10 protein-coding genes, 1 tRNA gene and 3 pseudogenes are annotated in these 16,665 nt (G+C 67.1%); 10 read left to right on the forward strand and 4 right to left on the reverse strand.

What is annotated here, in order from left to right:
• Nucleotides 1-53: 53 nt before the first annotated feature.
• The 3 genes and pseudogenes from OUO20_RS03020 to OUO20_RS03030 all read right to left on the reverse strand — a co-directional run bounded on the left by OUO20_RS03020 (nucleotide 54) and on the right by OUO20_RS03030 (nucleotide 5,196).
• A pseudogene (locus OUO20_RS03020) lies at nucleotides 54-2,578 on the reverse strand (transglutaminase family protein).
• Complete coding sequence (locus tag OUO20_RS03025; protein WP_268002820.1) at nucleotides 2,575-4,086, reverse strand: DUF58 domain-containing protein; 1,512 nt, start codon at nucleotides 4,084-4,086, stop codon at nucleotides 2,575-2,577. The pseudogene OUO20_RS03020 and the gene OUO20_RS03025 overlap by 4 nt, the downstream one beginning before the upstream one ends.
• Nucleotides 4,087-4,095: 9 nt before the next feature.
• Nucleotides 4,096-5,196, reverse strand: coding sequence for an AAA family ATPase (locus OUO20_RS03030; RefSeq protein ID WP_018770139.1), 1,101 nt, complete (start codon nucleotides 5,194-5,196; stop codon nucleotides 4,096-4,098).
• A gap of 164 nt (nucleotides 5,197-5,360) precedes the next feature.
• Between OUO20_RS03030 and OUO20_RS03035 the strand changes: the two genes are divergently transcribed.
• From OUO20_RS03035 to OUO20_RS03055, 5 genes and pseudogenes are all read left to right on the forward strand, one after another.
• Nucleotides 5,361-6,266 carry a TatD family hydrolase gene (locus OUO20_RS03035; protein ID WP_268002821.1) on the forward strand — a complete coding sequence of 302 codons (906 nt, stop codon included), beginning with the start codon at nucleotides 5,361-5,363 and terminating at the stop codon, nucleotides 6,264-6,266.
• Nucleotides 6,267-6,523: 257 nt separating this feature from the next.
• Nucleotides 6,524-7,717 (forward strand): resuscitation-promoting factor, encoded by a 1,194-nt coding sequence (locus OUO20_RS03040; RefSeq protein ID WP_186447783.1) that lies wholly within the window; start codon nucleotides 6,524-6,526, stop codon nucleotides 7,715-7,717.
• A gap of 113 nt (nucleotides 7,718-7,830) precedes the next feature.
• Nucleotides 7,831-8,702 (forward strand): annotated as a pseudogene (gene rsmA / locus OUO20_RS03045) (16S rRNA (adenine(1518)-N(6)/adenine(1519)-N(6))-dimethyltransferase RsmA).
• Nucleotides 8,699-9,676, forward strand: a complete 978-nt coding sequence (locus OUO20_RS03050; RefSeq protein ID WP_056393518.1) for a 4-(cytidine 5'-diphospho)-2-C-methyl-D-erythritol kinase — start codon at nucleotides 8,699-8,701, stop codon at nucleotides 9,674-9,676. The pseudogene rsmA and the gene OUO20_RS03050 overlap by 4 nt, the downstream one beginning before the upstream one ends.
• A 37-nt stretch (nucleotides 9,677-9,713) precedes the next feature.
• Nucleotides 9,714-11,537 (forward strand): ABC-F family ATP-binding cassette domain-containing protein, encoded by a 1,824-nt coding sequence (locus OUO20_RS03055; protein ID WP_018770134.1) that lies wholly within the window; start codon nucleotides 9,714-9,716, stop codon nucleotides 11,535-11,537.
• Between the two features lie 171 nt (nucleotides 11,538-11,708).
• Here the strand turns inward: OUO20_RS03055 and OUO20_RS03060 are convergent.
• Nucleotides 11,709-12,334: pseudogene (locus tag OUO20_RS03060) on the reverse strand (TetR/AcrR family transcriptional regulator).
• A gap of 132 nt (nucleotides 12,335-12,466) precedes the next feature.
• Between OUO20_RS03060 and OUO20_RS03065 the strand changes: the two are divergent.
• From OUO20_RS03065 to pth, 5 genes are all read left to right on the forward strand, one after another.
• Nucleotides 12,467-12,538: transfer RNA gene (locus OUO20_RS03065), tRNA-Gln, on the forward strand.
• A 104-nt stretch (nucleotides 12,539-12,642) separates the two neighbouring features.
• Entirely contained in the window at nucleotides 12,643-14,121 is a 1,479-nt protein-coding gene (glmU, locus tag OUO20_RS03070; protein WP_142067958.1) for a bifunctional UDP-N-acetylglucosamine diphosphorylase/glucosamine-1-phosphate N-acetyltransferase GlmU, read from the forward strand.
• Nucleotides 14,122-14,123: 2 nt separating this feature from the next.
• Entirely contained in the window at nucleotides 14,124-15,104 is a 981-nt protein-coding gene (locus OUO20_RS03075; protein ID WP_018770131.1) for a ribose-phosphate diphosphokinase, read from the forward strand.
• Between the two features lie 225 nt (nucleotides 15,105-15,329).
• Entirely contained in the window at nucleotides 15,330-15,944 is a 615-nt protein-coding gene (locus OUO20_RS03080) for a 50S ribosomal protein L25/general stress protein Ctc (protein WP_018770130.1), read from the forward strand.
• Nucleotides 15,945-16,052: 108 nt separating this feature from the next.
• A complete protein-coding gene (pth, locus tag OUO20_RS03085) occupies nucleotides 16,053-16,658 on the forward strand; it encodes an aminoacyl-tRNA hydrolase (RefSeq protein ID WP_018770129.1) in 606 nt (201 codons plus the stop codon).
• The last annotated feature ends 7 nt before the right edge of the window (nucleotides 16,659-16,665 follow it).

Consider the following 16,665-nt stretch of genomic DNA (forward strand, 5'->3'; position numbering starts at 1 on the left):
AGTTTCGCAGAAATCAAGTGCCGGCCGGGGTTTCCCCGGCCGGCACCTGCCGTTCAGCCCTGCCCGGCCCCGCGGCCGCCGTCGGCCGCCCCCGCCTTGGAACGCCGTCCTGCCGACGGATGCCCGGGCGCCCCGGGGCGTAGGCGCGCTGCAGCGTGAAGTGCTGTGCGGATGGTCCTGCCGGCCGCAATGAACGGCATCCTGAGCAGCTGGCCCAGCCGGCGGGTGACCGACGGCGGAAGCCATGCCGCCGTCAAACGCCTGCGCAGGGTGGCGTTTGCCCGAAGGGACGCTTCCACGGCCGCAACCCCGGCTGCAATGTCGCCTTCGGTCGGGTCGGGGCCGGAGCCCTGGGAACCAGTGCCGCCCGGGCGGCCGTACCGGTAATGTTCGAACGCCGAGGTAAAGCGCGACACTGCCCCGTGCGCCTCCTGGTCCATACCTCCGGGCTCACCCAGCAGTTCAGCCCGGAACCGGGATGAATATGCCCTGGGCGTCTCGCTGTCCGCGGGGGCAGGCCGTAGTCGGCGCCAAGATCCTTGATCTCATTCCATGCCGACGGTACGGCCAGGTCCGGTCGCCTTGGACGCAGCCGCCGTGACCTGATACCCCTCCGAACCAGGTGGGGGCGGCCACCAGGAGAAGCAAGCCCACCAATGCGGCTGCACCAAGGAACCAGGGGGTCAATTGCGCGGAGTCGCCTGTGCTGCTGCCGGCGCCGGGGACGGCCTGGGCAGTGGTGCTGGGGGATGGGGCGGGAACCGGGGCCGTATCGGGGATGAGGCCGTCGTTGTTGCCCAGGGAATCCGCGACCGAAGGCGCTGAGGCCTCGGTTGCGTAGTCCGGGACCACCCCCGCGACGGCGTCGGCTCGAACGGTACCCAGCCCAGGCCCTGGAAGTACAATTCCGGCCAGGCGTGGGCGTCGCGCGCATCTGCCTCGTACTCCGGGAGGGCGCCTTGGCCGGACACGGAGACCGTCGCCCCGGTCAGCCTGCCGGGGGCATAGCCCACGGCGATCCTGCTGGGGATTCCTTCCAGGCGGGCCATCACCGCCATCGCCGATGCGTAATGGATGCAGTAACCGCTCTTCTGCTGCAGGAAGTCAGCAAGGACGGAAAGGCCGTTACCGTCATAGCCGCCCTGCACCGGGGACTGCAGTGAATATGTGAACTCGGACGAGCGCAGGTACTTCTGGATGGCCAGGGCCTTCTGGTACGGCGTCCCCGCACCCCCGGCAACGGTCTGTGCCGTGGTTTTGACGATGTCCGGGACGTTGCCCGGGATGCGGGTGAAAATGTCGGGGATGCCCCGTGCGGGCCCTGAGGACTGGGCCAGGAGCGCCGCGGAAAGCTTGGGCACCGCGGAGGTCACCACGTACTCCTGCCGCCGGGTGGTGGTGTCAGTGCCCTTGATGCTCAGCGTGGCCGGATCCCAGGTCCACTGTCCGCCCAGTCCGCGGACGGTCTCGGGCGCATAGGGCGCCGGCAGGTAGGGACTGGTGAAGGACCCGGTGTCGATGGCTGTCACCAGCCGCACCTGCTCATCGGTCAGGACCGGATACCCGGGGTCGATCCGGCCGTCAAGGGGCACCCTGGAGGCGGTGCGGTCGTCCGGTCCCCACGAATCGCCGTCGAAATTGTCCACGGTGACCGATCGCAGGTAGAGGGGTTGGGTGACGTGGTGGCGTAGGTGATCCTGCCGCTTCCGTCCGGTGTGCGAAGGCTGTTGCCCAGGGTGATCATCGGATTCAGGCCCGTGGCGGCACCCCACGGATTCAGCCGTGAACCCTGCGGGAACGTGCCTGTGTCGAAGCCGGGAATCGCCAGGGGCAGCACCAGGGTGGCTGCCAGCGCCACGGAGCCCGTCAGCACGGCCCTGCGCACCAGGCCCGGGCTTCGGGCCGAGCCGCCCTGCAACCTCCCGTCCGGGGCAAACCATTGGCTGCAGGCGAGGATCAGCAGGTAGCCCGCTACGGTGGCAACGAAACTCCATACCCCCACGCTCTGCGGTTTGATCATGGCCGGAACCACCAGCAGCGCAAGCAGGCCTGTGCCGGAGGCGGCCGGCATCCCGAGCGGAACCGCGAGTGCATCGACCAGGATGACAGCCAGGCCAAGCACGGCACAGACCACCATGACGATCCCGGCGTTGGGCGCCACGGGTGCAGTCTCTGCCAGGACAGTCTCGCTGGCCCGCCGGATCAGCCGGTCCAGGTCCGGGAGCGTGGCACCTGTAGGGACCACCCACAGGAAACTGGAGCCGCGGAAGAACGTCAACGTCAGGACGGCGCCCAGTGCCACGAATCCGCCTGCGGTGACCAGCAGGGGCTGGGCCCGGACGGAACGCAGCGCGGCAAGCGTGAATGCCACCACCAGCACGGTGGTCATCACCGGCCAGTACCAGTTCCAGCCCCGCAGGACACCGTTCAAGGACAGGGCAGCGCCGCAGACGGCCACGGTGATGGATCCCCCCATGGCCCACGGGTAGGCGCCGGCGCGCAGGCGTCCCGCAGGCATTTCATGCTGTGCCTGTGCCTCGTGGCCCGCACCCGTTGGCCGGGCCGGCGCCATGGTCATGTGGCCACCCCCGCTCCCCGCCGGACCTCTGCCGCCGTAACCACCGGCAGGGCCGGGTCCTGGTCGAACTGGCGCCACGCGGCGGCAAGCTGCGTCGCGGGCGCCACGGCCACCGCCCGCCAGCCGCCCTGCCGCAGCACTTCCAGGACATCCTGGGACTCCATGGGACGTTCCACGGCCAGGATGGCGAACGCGTTGGTGCCGTACGAAGCGGCAGGGGCCAATGCTGCGGCTTCCTCCCTCGTGATGCGACCCAGGACAGCGATCAGTGGCCCGCGCATCCGATGGGCGGACAGCTTGTCCATCAAGTGGTCGTCAAAGGCCGGCAGTCCCTGCTCCGGGCTTCCCTGTGTCCGCACTTTCGGGGCACCGGGGCGCGGCGCGTTCCTGGCCATGACACTCAGCTGCATGACACCCCGCTGCACATCGTCCCGGCGAGTGCTGTCCCGGTGAGTGCTTTCCCGGCGGGGGTGGGGCGCCCCGGACAGGTGGATGGCGGCAAGGCTTTCGGCAATGGACTGCAGGCCGGATGATCCGCTGAATTCTTCCACCGCCGGTTCCGGGGACGAGGGGGAGTGGAGGAACGCCGGTTCCCCGCCCGTGTCCAGCGCCCGAAGGCTGTAGTTGCGCTCGGCAAGGTGTGCGCTGACGGACATGGTGGCAACAACAGCCCACTCGAAGGTGTCGCTGGTGGCCGGCGCATGCCCCTCCGGCACGGGCAGGCCCGGCATCGACGTGCCGGAGCCCCCGCCGAACGCACTGGCCCGATGGTCCAGGATGATGGTGGCTTCCGGCGTGGTCACGGACTCCTCCTGCCTGACCATCAAGGACCCATGCCGTGCCGTGGCAGGCCAATGGACCCGTCGCATCGGGTCACCGTGGCGGTATTCCCGGGTCATGATGTCGTCGTCGCTCGGGTTTGCCCGGACACGGGTGGCGGTGACGCCGTCGTTCCCCCGCGCTCCCGCCAGCCCGGCGGCAGGCAGGACGACGGATGCCGGCGTCACGGTGAGGATGTCGCCGTCGTCAATCGCCTGCCGGTGCAGGGAGAGGCCGAAAGGGTCGGTGAACTCGGCCGTGACCGGGCCGATCCTGAACTGCCCCCGGTACCTGGACGTGAGGTGGTATTCGTAGCGGCTTGTGCCGCCGGTGGCCGAACGGGACGGGAACCGGAAGGACGGCGCGTGGCCGAAGTGCGCCGGCAGCCGCTCCTCCATGGCAACCCGTCCGCTGCCCGGGCCCGTCCTGGCCACGGCAAGGTGGACCGTCGCCGGGGCGGAGGTTTCCACAGGGGAGGGATTGAATTCGCGGTAGACGCGGAAGCGCGGCTTGACCAGCCTGACGCCGGCAAGGGAGACGAGCGGCAGGACCAGCAGCAAGATGGCAAGTGTCAGGAGGTCCCGGCGCCCCATGACCTGGGCCGCGGCCAGTGTGAAGGCCCCGGCTGCGAGCATGCCCCAGCCGCGCCTGGTGAACAGGTGCCGCGGAAGCTTATCCAGCAGGGCCATGGTCCGTGCCTAGCGGTTCCTGCTGCCGGCGGCGGCCGCGGCCCGGTTGGGCTGCCCCGGCTGGGCCTGTGGCACGGGCAGCCTGGACAGGATGCCCCGCAGGACGCTGTGGGGTGTCTCGCCTGCGCCCGCCGCCTTCCGGTCCAGGATGATGCGGTGCGCCAGGACGGCCTCGGCCACGTCCCGCACGTCGTCCGGCAGGACGAAGTCGCGGCCCTCCAGGGCGGCTGTGGCCTTGGCGGCACGCAGCAGCTGCAGCATGGAACGGGGACTGGCGCCGAGCCGCAGCAGCGGGCTTTCCCTGGTGGCCCTGCCCACTGCCACCGTATATTCCTTCACGGCGTCTGAGACATAGACCTGCTGGACAGTGGCGGTCATGGCCGCGACGTCGGACGCGGTGACCACGGGGGAGACATTGGCCAGCGGCGAGACCGCCTGGTGGGTTTCGAGCATCTCGATCTCTGCGGCCTTGTCCGGGTAGCCCATGGAAATCCGGGCCATGAACCGGTCCCGCTGGGCCTCCGGCAGCGGATAGGTGCCTTCCATTTCAATGGGGTTCTGGGTTGCGACCACCATGAACGGCTCATCGAGCTTGTAGGACGTGCCGTCCACGGTGACCTGATGCTCCTCCATGCACTCCAGCAGGGCGGACTGCGTCTTGGCGGATGCGCGGTTGATTTCATCACCGATGACGATGTTGGCGAAGACCGCACCCGGCCGGAACTCGAACAGCCTTGAGGCCTGGTTGTAGATGGACACCCCGGTGACATCCGAGGGCAGCAGGTCCGGGGTGAACTGGATGCGGTTGACCGTGCAGTCGATGGTCCGGGCGAGGGTCTTTGCGAGCAGGGTTTTCCCGACGCCGGGCACGTCCTCGAGCAGCAGGTGGCCTTGTGCGAGGAGTACGGTGAGCGCCAGCTTGGCGGCATCGGACTTGCCGTCGATGACGGTATTGACCGTGGTGAGGATGCGCTGCGCCGCGGCGTGGAAGGACACCGGGTCCATGGCCGCAGGCCGGTGCCCGTTCAGGTGGCTGACGGAATCAGCGACGCCGGCCAGGTTAAGGTTCGGTGCGCTTCCATTGTTGGCAGTGCGTCGGTGGGGTTCCATCGGCAACCTTTCAGCCCGGGTTTCACCTGGACGGGACAGCAAGCCTGCCTTCGCCCCTTGGTGGGCGTGCGCGTGTGTTCGTTCCAGACTACTAACACAACTGCCGTGCCTGACAGAGAGTTCCGGCAAATATGGGGGTACCTTTCGGCCGATAGTCTGGGTGGATGTGCAATTCGTCAATTCCCGCCGCTTACCGGGTACCTGCAGACGAGGAGACTCCGGACCAGGCCGCCGGCCGCCGGAAGGATTTTCCGCCCGCGCCGGAGCCCCTGCCGGTACCAGTCATGGACAACCACACCCACCTGGACTTCCCGGACGGAAAGGGGCCGGTGGGGATCAAGGCTGCGCTGGATGCAGCGGCGGCCGTGGGAGTCCAGGGCGCCGTGCAGGTGGGCTGCGACCTCGAATCCTCACGGTTCACGGTGGAGGCGGTGGACCGGGACGAACGGCTCCTGGGCGCCGTGGCCCTGCACCCCAATGACGCGCCGCATTATGCTGCCCGCGGTGAACTGGAAGCGGCCCTTGCCGAAATCGAACGCCTGGCGGGGCATCCCCGGATCCGGGCCATCGGCGAAACCGGACTGGACTTCTACCGCACCGAGGGAGAGGGGCTGCGGCACCAGGAGTACTCGTTCCGGCGGCATATCGACATTGCCAAACGCCTGGACCTCACCCTCCAGATCCATGACCGGGACGCGCACAGCGACGTGGTGCGCGTCCTTCAGGAAGAGGGCGCGCCGGACAGGGTGGTGTTCCATTGCTTCTCCGGTGGCGAGGACCTGGCCAAAACCTGTAACGACCAGGGCTGGTGGATGTCCTTTGCCGGCACGCTGACGTTCAGGAACGCCACGAATCTGCGCGCCGCGCTCGCCGTCGCGGACCGGCAGCTCATGATGGTGGAAACGGACGCTCCATTCCTGACCCCGCACCCGCACAGGGGGCGTCCCAACGCGAGCTACACGGTCCCGTACACCGTGCGGGCCATGGCAGAATTGACAGGCTCCGACCTGGCCGGCCTGTGCAGCGCAATCAGCGAAAATACCGTACGGGCATACGGATCCTGGGCCTGACACTCCTTCCCCTGCCGGCTGCTAAATGCATATCTGGTATGCAAAAATGTTGGCCACTTTATAACGCTACGGTTACAGTGGGAAACTATTAGCCGGGGTCGGGGAAGGCCAACGGGTAATTTCACTTCATTCGCAGCCGGCCCGGCTTGTCCAGTATCCGGCCATGCCGCTGCGTGGAGTGTGGCGGCGCACCGGTGCCCGGACTGTCCTTTTCAAGGTTGCTCCGGGCATTTTATTGCGCGTTTCCCCGTGCCCGGATGGACCGAGAGTTACGGGCAATCGTGATCAAGTTCTTCACATCGGACGGCAAGTTCAGCTATATCAAAGTTGGCGCCCAGCTGCTGGTGCTTTGCGGCCTGGTCGCAGGCCTCGTAGCCTTCGTGGGCAATAACAAAACAGTCACGCTCAACGTGGACGGCAAAGCGTCGTCCGTGCAGTCCTTTGGCGGAACAGTGGAACAGGTGGTCAAGAGTGCCAACCTGGAACTGAAGCCCGGCGACCGCGTGTCGCCTTCCCTCGACGCGACGGTCCAGAACGGCACCGTCATCAACATCAACCAGGCCAAGGAAGTCAAAGTCAGCCTTGACGGGGCTGAAAAGACGGTGAACACCACAGCCCAGGACGTCGAAGACCTGGTGACAGAACTCGGCGTCGCCAGTGCCTCGTCCGTTTCAGCGCCCAAGGATGCCACCCTTTCGCTGGCAGGTTCCTACGTCTCGATCTCCACGCCCAAGACCGTCAGCATTGTGGCTGACGGCAAAGTGAACACCGCCACCACCACGGCCCCCACCGTTGGCAAGGTGCTGGAGGATTCCGGCGTGACCCTCGCCGCCAACGACCGCACCTCGCAGCCGGCCAACGCCAACGTGGTGAACAACATGGTCATCAAGGTGTCCCGGGTGGACACCAGCCAGACCACGGTCACCAGTGAAGACGTGCCCTTCGAGACCGTTACCGCCGAAAGCGCAGACATGCTCAAGGGCGAAAAGGAAGTGACCCAGGCGGGCGCCGCCGGAAAGCTGGAACGCACTTTCAAGCTGGTACTCGTGGACGGACGGGAAGCGTCCCGCACGCTGGTGTCCGAGAAGGTGGCCGTGCAGCCGGTCACCGAGAAAGTCACCGTTGGCACCAAGGCCAAGCCTGCACCCCAGGCCGCACCTGCGGCCGCTGCCGGCGCCAACACCGGCGCAGCTGCACCGGCCATGATGAACGAGGCCATGTGGGACAAGATTGCGCAGTGCGAATCCAGTGGAAACTGGAGCATCAACAGCGGCAACGGCTACTACGGCGGCCTCCAGTTCGACATCCGCACCTGGATCGGAGCCGGCGGCGGCGCCTACGCTCCTAACGCCAGCCTCGCCACCAAGGCGCAGCAGATCGACATCGCCAACCGCGTCTACGCGCAGCGCGGCCTGTCGCCCTGGGGCTGCGGCTGGGCAGCAACCAGCTGATCCACCGGACATAAGCGCAGAGTCAATGGCCGTGGCCGGGCCCGGGGTACCCGGGCCCGGCCACGGCCGTTAACCCGGCAGGGCGGACGTGCCGCGCGGGATAGGATACCTAGGTGACTGAACCGATCCCCGCCGTGCCCGCACCGTTGTTCGGTGCCTCCGACATACGCCGGCTGGCAGAGGAAATCGGGATCAGGCCCACCAAGACCCTGGGGCAGAACTTTGTCATCGATGGCAACACCATCCGGCGCATTGTCGCCGCGGCGGGCGTGGGACCGGATGAAACGGTGCTTGAGGTGGGCCCGGGGCTGGGGTCCCTCACGCTGGGCCTGCTCGACGCCGCGGCGGCAGTTGTCGCCGTGGAAATTGATCCTGTCCTTGCCGCGAAGCTGCCCGAAACCGTGCAGGAATGGCGGCCGGCCGCCGCCAACTCCTTCCACCTGGTGCATGCCGATGCGATGAAGGTCACCGAGCTGCCTGTCGAGCCGACAGCACTGGTGGCCAACCTGCCCTACAACGTGGCGGTTCCGGTGGTGCTGCACCTCCTGCAGTATTTCCCCAGCCTGCGGCACGGCCTGGTGATGGTGCAGGACGAGGTGGCTGACCGGCTGGCAGCTGGCCCGGGATCCAAGACCTACGGGGTGCCGTCCGTTAAGGCCGCCTGGTACAGCCAGATGCGCAAGGCCGGCGTGATCGGCATGAACGTTTTCTGGCCGGCACCGAAGATCCATTCCGGGCTGGTGGCCTTTACCCGCCGCGAACCGCCCGCCACCACCGCCACCCGCGAGCAGGTGTTTGCCGTGGTGGATGCCGCGTTCGCGCAGCGCCGCAAGACGCTCCGGGCCGCCCTGGCGGGCTGGGCCGGGGAGCCCCGGAGGCCGAGCGCTGCCTGCTCGCAGCCGGCGTCGACCCCACCGCACGCGGCGAGGTCATCGACATCGCCGCGTTCGCCAGGATCGCCGAAGCCCGGGAAAAACGGCCGTGAGCGCGGGACTGGACAAGGCAGGCAGGGGGCGGTTCGCCGCCAGGACGGTCCGCGTCAAGGCGCCCGGTAAAGTCAATGTTTCCCTGGCCGTCGGTCCGCTCCGGCCGGACGGCTACCATTCCGTGGCCAGCGTCTACCTCGCGGTGTCCCTCTACGAGGAAGTGGCGGCGACCAGCACCGCCGAGCCCGGGATTACCATCAGCCTCAGCCCCGAAAGCACCCTGGACCTCGACGCGGTCGATATTCCCCTGGACAGCAACAACCTTGCCCATAAGGCGGCTGCCATCATGGCTGACGTCTCCGAACACGCCACGGGGGTGCACCTGGAGATCACCAAGCGGGTCCCGGTGGCCGGCGGGATGGGCGGCGGATCCGCCGATGCCGCCGCCACGCTCCTGGCCTGTGACGCACTCTGGAACAGCGGGCTGTCACGGGAGGAACTGGCGCACCTGGCGTCCGAACTCGGCGCCGACGTCCCCTTCTCGCTCCTGGGCGGGACCGCCGTCGGCCTTGGCCTGGGCGATGAACTCTCTCCGGCGCTGGCCAAGGCGCAGACCCACTGGGTGCTGGTGGTGGCCGACTACGGCCTGTCCACCCCCGAGGTGTACCGGACGCTGGACCGGCTGCGTGAGGCCGAAGGGGTGGAGGCCAGTGAGCCCACCGGAGTGGATCCACAAATCCTGACGGCGCTGCGGGGCGGGGATGCCGAATCCTTGAGCCGGGTGCTGGTCAACGATCTGCAACGGGCTTCCATTGAGTTGTCGCCGGCGCTGCGCGATACGCTGGGAATCGGCGAATCCCATGGGGCCATTGCCGGAATCGTTTCAGGTTCCGGCCCCACCGTGGCTTTGCTGGCTGATGATTCCGTTGCTGCGGAGGCGCTGGCGGAGGACCTGCGGCGCTACGGCCTGACAGCCCTTCCCGTCCACGGCCCGGTCCCCGGCGCGCGCATCATCTCCGACATCCTCCTTTAATTAAGACTTCCAGTCCGGCAGCAGAAAGCAGTTCCCTTTGGCACACCTTCTTGGCGGCGAGAACCTCACGGTTTCCTACGCAACCCGCACCGTCCTGGACGGCATCACCCTGGGACTGGAGGAGGGGGACCGGATCGGCATGGTGGGCCGCAACGGTGATGGCAAGTCCACGCTCATGCGTCTGCTGGCGCTGCGCTCCACCCCGGACTCCGGCCGCGTCACCAAACGCGGCGACGTCAATGTGGGGTACCTGGACCAGAGCGACGTGCTCGACGGCGACCTGACGGTGGGTGCCGCCATCGTGGGTGACCAGGCCGACTACGAATGGGCCCGCAACCCGCAGATCCGCGAGATCATGGGCGGCCTGGTGTCCGACGTCGACTGGCATGCCAACGTCCACGCCCTCTCCGGCGGCCAGAAACGGCGGGTGGCCCTCGCCAAACTGCTCATCGAGGACCACGACGTCATCATGCTGGATGAGCCCACCAACCACCTCGACGTCGAGGGCGTGGCCTGGCTTTCCCGGCACCTGAAGACGCGCTGGCGGCCCAACCAGGGCGCCTTCCTGGTGGTGACCCACGACCGCTGGTTCCTGGACGAAGTCTGCACCAAGACCTGGGAGGTGCACGACGGGATCGTGGACCCCTTCGAAGGCGGCTACGCGGCCTACGTCCTGGCCCGCGCGGAGCGCGACCGCATGGCGTCCGTGGTGGAGGGCAAACGCCAGCAGCTGGTCAAGAAAGAGCTCGCCTGGCTGCGCCGGGGCGCCCCGGCCCGCACGGCCAAGCCGAAGTTCCGGATTGAGGCCGCCAACGCGCTCATTGAGGACGTTCCCGCCCCGCGCGACTCCATGGCGTTGAGCAAGATGGCCACGGCGCGCCAGGGCAAGGACGTGCTGGACCTGGAGAACGTGTCCCTCAACTTCCAGGGCGCCGACGACGGCCGGAAGCTTTTCGACAACATCACCCTTCGCCTGGCTCCGGGGGAGCGCCTGGGCCTGGTGGGCGTCAACGGTGCCGGAAAAACCACCCTCCTGAAGCTGCTCAACGGCGAGATCACACCCGATGCGGGCAAGCTGAAGCGGGGCAAAACGGTGGTCACTGCTGTGCTCACCCAGGAGGTCAAGGAGCTCGACGACGTCTCGGACCTGCGCGTGATCGAGGTCATCGAGCGGGAGAAGCGTTCCTTCAACGTCGGCGGCAAGGAATTCAGCGCAGGGCAGCTCGTGGAGCAGCTCGGCTTCACCAACGAGAAGCAGTGGACACCGGTCAGGGACCTGTCCGGCGGTGAGCGGCGCCGCCTGCAGCTGCTCCGGCTGCTGGTGGGTGAACCCAACGTGCTGATGCTCGATGAGCCCACCAACGACCTTGACACCGACACCCTCGCCGCCGTCGAGGACGTCCTGGACGGCTGGCCCGGCACGCTGGTGGTGGTCAGCCACGACCGCTACCTGCTCGAACGCGTCACCGACCACCAGATGGCGCTGCTGGGCGACGGCAAGCTCCGCGGCCTCCCCGGCGGCGTGGACCAGTACCTCGAGTTGCGCGAAGCCGCCCTCGCCGGTTCCACCGTCACCGGCGGTGGAAACCCTGTCACCAGCGCGGGCCAGGCGCCGGCCACCGGGACCGGCCCGTCCGAGGCCGAGAAGCGGGACGCCCGCAAGGCCCTCAACAGGATCGAACGGCAGATCAAGAAGCTGGACCAGCAGGAAAAGAAGCTTCACGACGACATGGTCAAAAGCACGGAGAAGTCCGATTTCGACGCCCTGGCCGAACAGAACAAGCAGCTCAAGGACCTGGCCGACGAAAAAGATGCCCTGGAAATGGAGTGGCTCGAGGCCTCGGAACTCCTGGGCGACTGACAAAGGCGACGCGGGCAAGAGCGGAGCTGGGGGCCTTCGTGTAGTCGCGCATCGCGGCGCATCGTGGCGTGGAGGTCGCCCAGCGACCGGAACGTCACCTATGCGGTGTGTCTAAGCGACGGCGAAGGGCCCCTGCGCCGTGTCAGTGACCACGGCGAAGGCGGCTTGGGCTTACGGCTCCGACTGCAGTTCCGGCTCCTTCTTGAGGCCGGTCAGGCCGTTCCAGGCCAGGTTGACCAGGTGCGCGGCGACCGTGTGCTTGTCCGGCTGGCGGCTGTCCTGCCACCACTGGCCGGTCATGGCCACCATGCCCACAAGCATCTGGGCGTACATGGCACCGTCCTCGCCGCTGAAGCCGCGGCGGGAGAATTCGTCGGAGAGGATGTGTTCCACGCGCGCGGTCACGTGCGAGAGGAGGGTGGAGAAGGCGCCCTCCGGCTGGGACGGGGAGCATCGCGCATGAGGATCCTGAACCCTTCGGTGCGTTCCTCGATGTAGGTGAGCAGTGCCAGCGCGGCGCGTTCGACGAGGACGCGGGGTTTGGCTTCCTCGGTGAGGGCCGCGTTGATCGAGTCCAGGAGAATGTGGAATTCACCGTCCACCACCTCGGTGTACAGGCCTTCCTTGGACCCGAAGTGTTCGTAGATGACCGGCTTGGACACTCCTGCGCAGGCGGCGATTTCCTCGATGGTGGTCCCGTCCAGGCCGCGGACGGCGAAAAGGCCGCGCCCGACGTCGATCAGCTGGCTCCGGCGCTGCAGGCCAGTCATCCGCGTCCGCGGAAGGTTGTTGCTCACCTTCCCATCATGCCTCACCGCCGGGGACGGGATTCCGCGGGACCGGCAGGACCCAACGCCCCGTGTCGCGCGGTGGCCTGAACCCATGGCAAAATAGGGACTTGTGCCCGGGCCTCGAGTCTTTCGGCACGGTCCGCTCTGGTGTAACGGCAGCACCCCGGCCTTTGGAGCCGTGGAGTATAGGTTCGAATCCTATGGGCGGAACTGCTGCGCAAGGAGCGATCATGAGGATGGCACCCGGTGCCCGGCGGGCTGGCCCGCCGGCTGCCGCAAAGCGCAAGCACAACCAAGCAAGGAGAACCCGTTACGTGATCCCCGAGAATACCGGCCCGGCCGCTGTAATCGTCCTGGCAGCAGGCGCCGGTACCCGGATGAAGTCGCGTACACCGAAGATCCTCCACGAGATCGGCGGCCTGTCCATGGTGGGCCACGCCCTCCGCGCCGCCCGCAGCATCAACCCGCAACGGCTCGCCATTGTGGTGCGCCACGAACGGGACCTGGTGGAGGGACACGTCGCAGCACTGGATCCGCAGGCCGTCATCGTGGACCAGGACGACATCCCCGGCACCGGCCGCGCCGTGGAGGCCGCGCTGCAGGCGCTGGACGCCGAACAGGAACTGTCAGGCACCGTCGTGGTCACCTACGGTGACGTGCCCCTCCTGTCCGGGGAACTGCTCACCGAACTCGTCGCCACCCACGAACGCGACGGCAACGCCGTCACCGTCCTCACGGCAGTCCTTGACGACGCCACCGGCTACGGCCGCATCCTCCGCGGCGAAGACGGCTCTGTTACCGGCATCCGCGAACACAAGGACGCCACCGAGGCAGAGCGGCTGATCCGGGAGGTCAACTCCGGGATCTACGCCTTTGACGCCGCGGTGCTCCGCGGGGCACTGGGGAAGGTCACCACTGACAACGTGCAGGGGGAGAAATACCTCACCGACGTACTGGGGCTGGCCCGCGAATCAGGCGGCCGGGTCGCGGCCGTCGTGACTGCGGACCGGTGGCAGGTGGAGGGCGCCAACGACCGCGTCCAGCTTGCCGCGCTCGGCGCCGAGCTGAACCGGCGCACGGTGGAAGCCTGGATGCGGGCCGGCGTCACCGTCGTCGACCCGGCCACCACCTGGATCGATTCCTCCGTCACCCTGGACGAGGATGTCCGCCTCCTGCCCAACACCCAGCTGCACGGCGCCACCTCCGTGGCGCGGGACGCCGTCGTCGGCCCTGACACCACCCTGACCGACGTCACCGTCGGCGAGGGTGCCACGGTGATCCGCACCCACGGTTCCGGCTCCGTGATCGGCCCGCGCGCCGCCGTCGGCCCCTTCACGTACCTTCGCCCCGGCACCGTGCTTGGTGAAAAGGGCAAGATCGGTGCCTTCTACGAAACCAAGAACGTCACCATCGGCCGCGGCTCCAAGCTGTCCCACCTGGGCTATGCAGGCGACGCCGAAATCGGCGAGGACACCAACATCGGCTGTGGAAACATCACGGCCAATTACGACGGCGAGAAGAAGCACCGCACGGTCATCGGCTCGGGCGTCCGTACAGGCTCCAACACCGTCTTTGTTGCCCCGGTCACCGTGGGGGACGGCGCCTACAGCGGCGCCGGCGCGGTGATCCGCAAGGACGTGCCGGCGGGCGCGCTGGCGCTCAGCGTTGCCGCCCAGCGCAACGCCGAAGGCTGGGTCCCCGCGCACCGCCCGGGAACCCGCTCCGCTGAACTGGCCCAGGCGGCCATCAATGACTCCTCAAGTACCCCGGCATCTACAGAAGAGGGCAAGTAACCATGAGTGAAATTACGGCGCACGGCGAGAAGAAGCTGGTGCTCGCCACTGGGCGGGCCCATCCGGAGCTTGCCCGGGAGATCGCCAAGGAACTCGGCACTGACCTCCTTCCCGTTGATGCCTACGATTTCGCCAACGGCGAGATCTATGTCCGGGCCGGCGAGAGCGTACGCGGCACCGACGCGTTCGTGATCCAGGCGCACCCCGCACCGCTGAACAACCACCTCATGGAACAGCTGATCATGATCGATTCGCTGAAGCGGGCCTCCGCCAAGCGGATCACCGTGGTTTCGCCGTTCTACCCCTATGCCCGGCAGGACAAGAAGGGCCGTGGCCGCGAGCCCATCTCCGCCCGCCTCGTTGCCGACCTCTACAAGACCGCCGGCGCGGACCGCATCATGAGCGTGGACCTGCACACTTCCCAGATCCAGGGCTTCTTCGACGGGCCGGTTGACCACCTGATGGCCATTCCGCTCCTGGCCGACTACATCCGCACCCGTGTCGCTGCCGACAACATCACCGTTGTCTCCCCGGACACCGGACGGGTCCGGGTCGCGGAACAGTGGGCTGAGCGCCTGGGTGGCGCGCCCCTGGCCTTTGTCCACAAGAGCCGTGACCTCACCGTCCCCAACCAGGCTGTCTCCAAGACCGTGGTGGGCCAGATCGAGGGACGCACCTGCGTCCTGATCGACGACATGATCGACACCGGCGGAACCATCTCCGGCGCCGTCACGGTCCTGAAGAACGCCGGCGCCAAGGATGTCATCATCGCCGCCACGCACGCCGTCTTCTCGGATCCGGCCGCACGCCGTCTCTCCGAGTCCGGCGCACGCGAAGTGGTGGTCACCAACACCCTCCCGCTGACGTCCTCCCAGCGCTTCCCGCAGCTGACAGTGCTCTCCATCGCACCGCTGATCGCCAGGGCCATCCGCGAAGTGTTCGACGACGGCTCGGTCACCAGCCTCTTCGACGGCAAGGCATAGCCCCGCACCAGGCCGGGGACGTTTTCAGGAAACGGCCCCGGCGCTGGTAAGCTGGTCAGCGATACCTTGGCGAGGGAGGGCATAGCCTCCGTTATCGACTGGGTCTGATCAGTCCTTCGGTTGAAGGACTGCCTTCTTGAAGGGCCGCCCTCCGGCGCCCGGCGTTGAAGGTCACACCAGACCTCCGCCCTTGCTGAACACCGTTTAGTCTTCAAGGAGATATCCATGTCTGAGCAGAAGCTCGCAGCAGAACTGCGCACCGAATTCGGCAAGGGCTACGCCCGCCGCGCCCGGATGAACAACCTGATCCCCGCCGTCATCTACGGCCACGGCGCAGAGCCCATCCACGTCACCCTGCCGGCAAAGGCCACCACCCTGGCCGTCCGCACCGCCAACGCCCTGCTGTCCCTGGATATCAACGGCGAGGGCCACCTGGCCCTGGTCAAGGACGTCCAGCGCGATCCCGTAAAGCAGATCATCGAGCACATCGACCTCCTGACCGTCCGCCAGGGCGAGAAGGTCACGGTTGACGTTCCGGTCCACGTCGAAGGCGAAACCGCTCCCGGCACCGTCCACAACCTGGAACTGACGGTTGTGTCCCTCGAGGCCGAGGCAACCCACCTGCCCGAGTCCGTCGTCGTCAGCATCGAAGGCCGCGCCGCCGGCGAGCACATCCACGCTTCCGACCTGGTCCTGCCCAAGGGTTCCGCCCTGCTGACCGACCCCGAAGCCCTCGTGGTGAACATCTCCGAAGCCATCGAAATCGCCGAGGAAGCAGAAACCGAAGCTGCCGGCGAAGCAGCAGAAGCTCCCGCAGCAGAAGAAGCCGCAGCAGAGTAATTTCTCCGCAATTCACGACAGTGGCCGGACCCCCACGGGTCCGGCCACTGTCATGTCCGCACACCGCCGTTCCATTTCCGCGTAACCGCCCCCAATAGGATTGACTCCATGACAGATACCTGGCTGATCGTTGGCCTCGGCAACCCAGGCGCCCAGTACCAAGGCAACAGGCACAACGTAGGCCAGATGGTGCTCGATGAACTGGCCGGCCGCATCGGCGCCGGATTCAAGACCCACAAAGCCCGCGCGCAGGTCCTTGAAGGCCGGTTGGGGATCGGCGGCCCGCGCGTGGTCCTTGCGAAACCGATGAGCTACATGAATGTTTCAGGCGGCCCGGTCTCCGCCCTGGCCAATTTCTACGGGATCCCCGCAGACCACGTGGTGGCTGTCCATGACGAGATCGATATTCCGTTCAACACCGTCAAGCTCAAGCTCGGCGGCGGCGAGGGCGGCCATAACGGGTTGCGGGACATCTCCAAGGCCCTGGGTACCAAGGACTACCTCAGGGTCCGCGTGGGGGTGGGAAGGCCGCCTGGCAGGATGGACACAGCCGATTACGTGCTGCGTGATTTCGGCACCGCGGAACACAAGGAACTGCCCTTCCTGCTGGACGATGCCGCCGACGCCGTCGAGTCCCTGTTGCGCGATGGATTGACGGCTGCCCAGCAGAGGTTCCACCCGGCCAAATCGGGATCACAACAGCTGGAATCGTAAAAGTTCC

Origin of the sequence: Arthrobacter sp. FX8 (assembly GCF_026723805.1) — a bacterium.
Classification (GTDB): Bacteria; Actinomycetota; Actinomycetes; order Actinomycetales; family Micrococcaceae; genus Arthrobacter.

What these genes read in the sequence shown, in the direction of transcription:
- OUO20_RS03025 (WP_268002820.1), bottom strand. Translation starts at nt 4,086, where the DNA reads ATGGCCCTGCTGGATAAGCTTCCGCGGCACCTGTTCACCAGGCGCGGC.
- OUO20_RS03030 (WP_018770139.1), bottom strand. Translation starts at nt 5,196, where the DNA reads ATGGAACCCCACCGACGCACTGCCAACAATGGAAGCGCACCGAACCTT.
- OUO20_RS03035 (WP_268002821.1), top strand. Translation starts at nt 5,361, where the DNA reads ATGTGCAATTCGTCAATTCCCGCCGCTTACCGGGTACCTGCAGACGAG.
- OUO20_RS03040 (WP_186447783.1), top strand. Translation starts at nt 6,524, where the DNA reads ATGGACCGAGAGTTACGGGCAATCGTGATCAAGTTCTTCACATCGGAC.
- OUO20_RS03075 (WP_018770131.1), top strand. Translation starts at nt 14,124, where the DNA reads ATGAGTGAAATTACGGCGCACGGCGAGAAGAAGCTGGTGCTCGCCACT.
- OUO20_RS03080 (WP_018770130.1), top strand. Translation starts at nt 15,330, where the DNA reads ATGTCTGAGCAGAAGCTCGCAGCAGAACTGCGCACCGAATTCGGCAAG.
- pth (WP_018770129.1), top strand. Translation starts at nt 16,053, where the DNA reads ATGACAGATACCTGGCTGATCGTTGGCCTCGGCAACCCAGGCGCCCAG.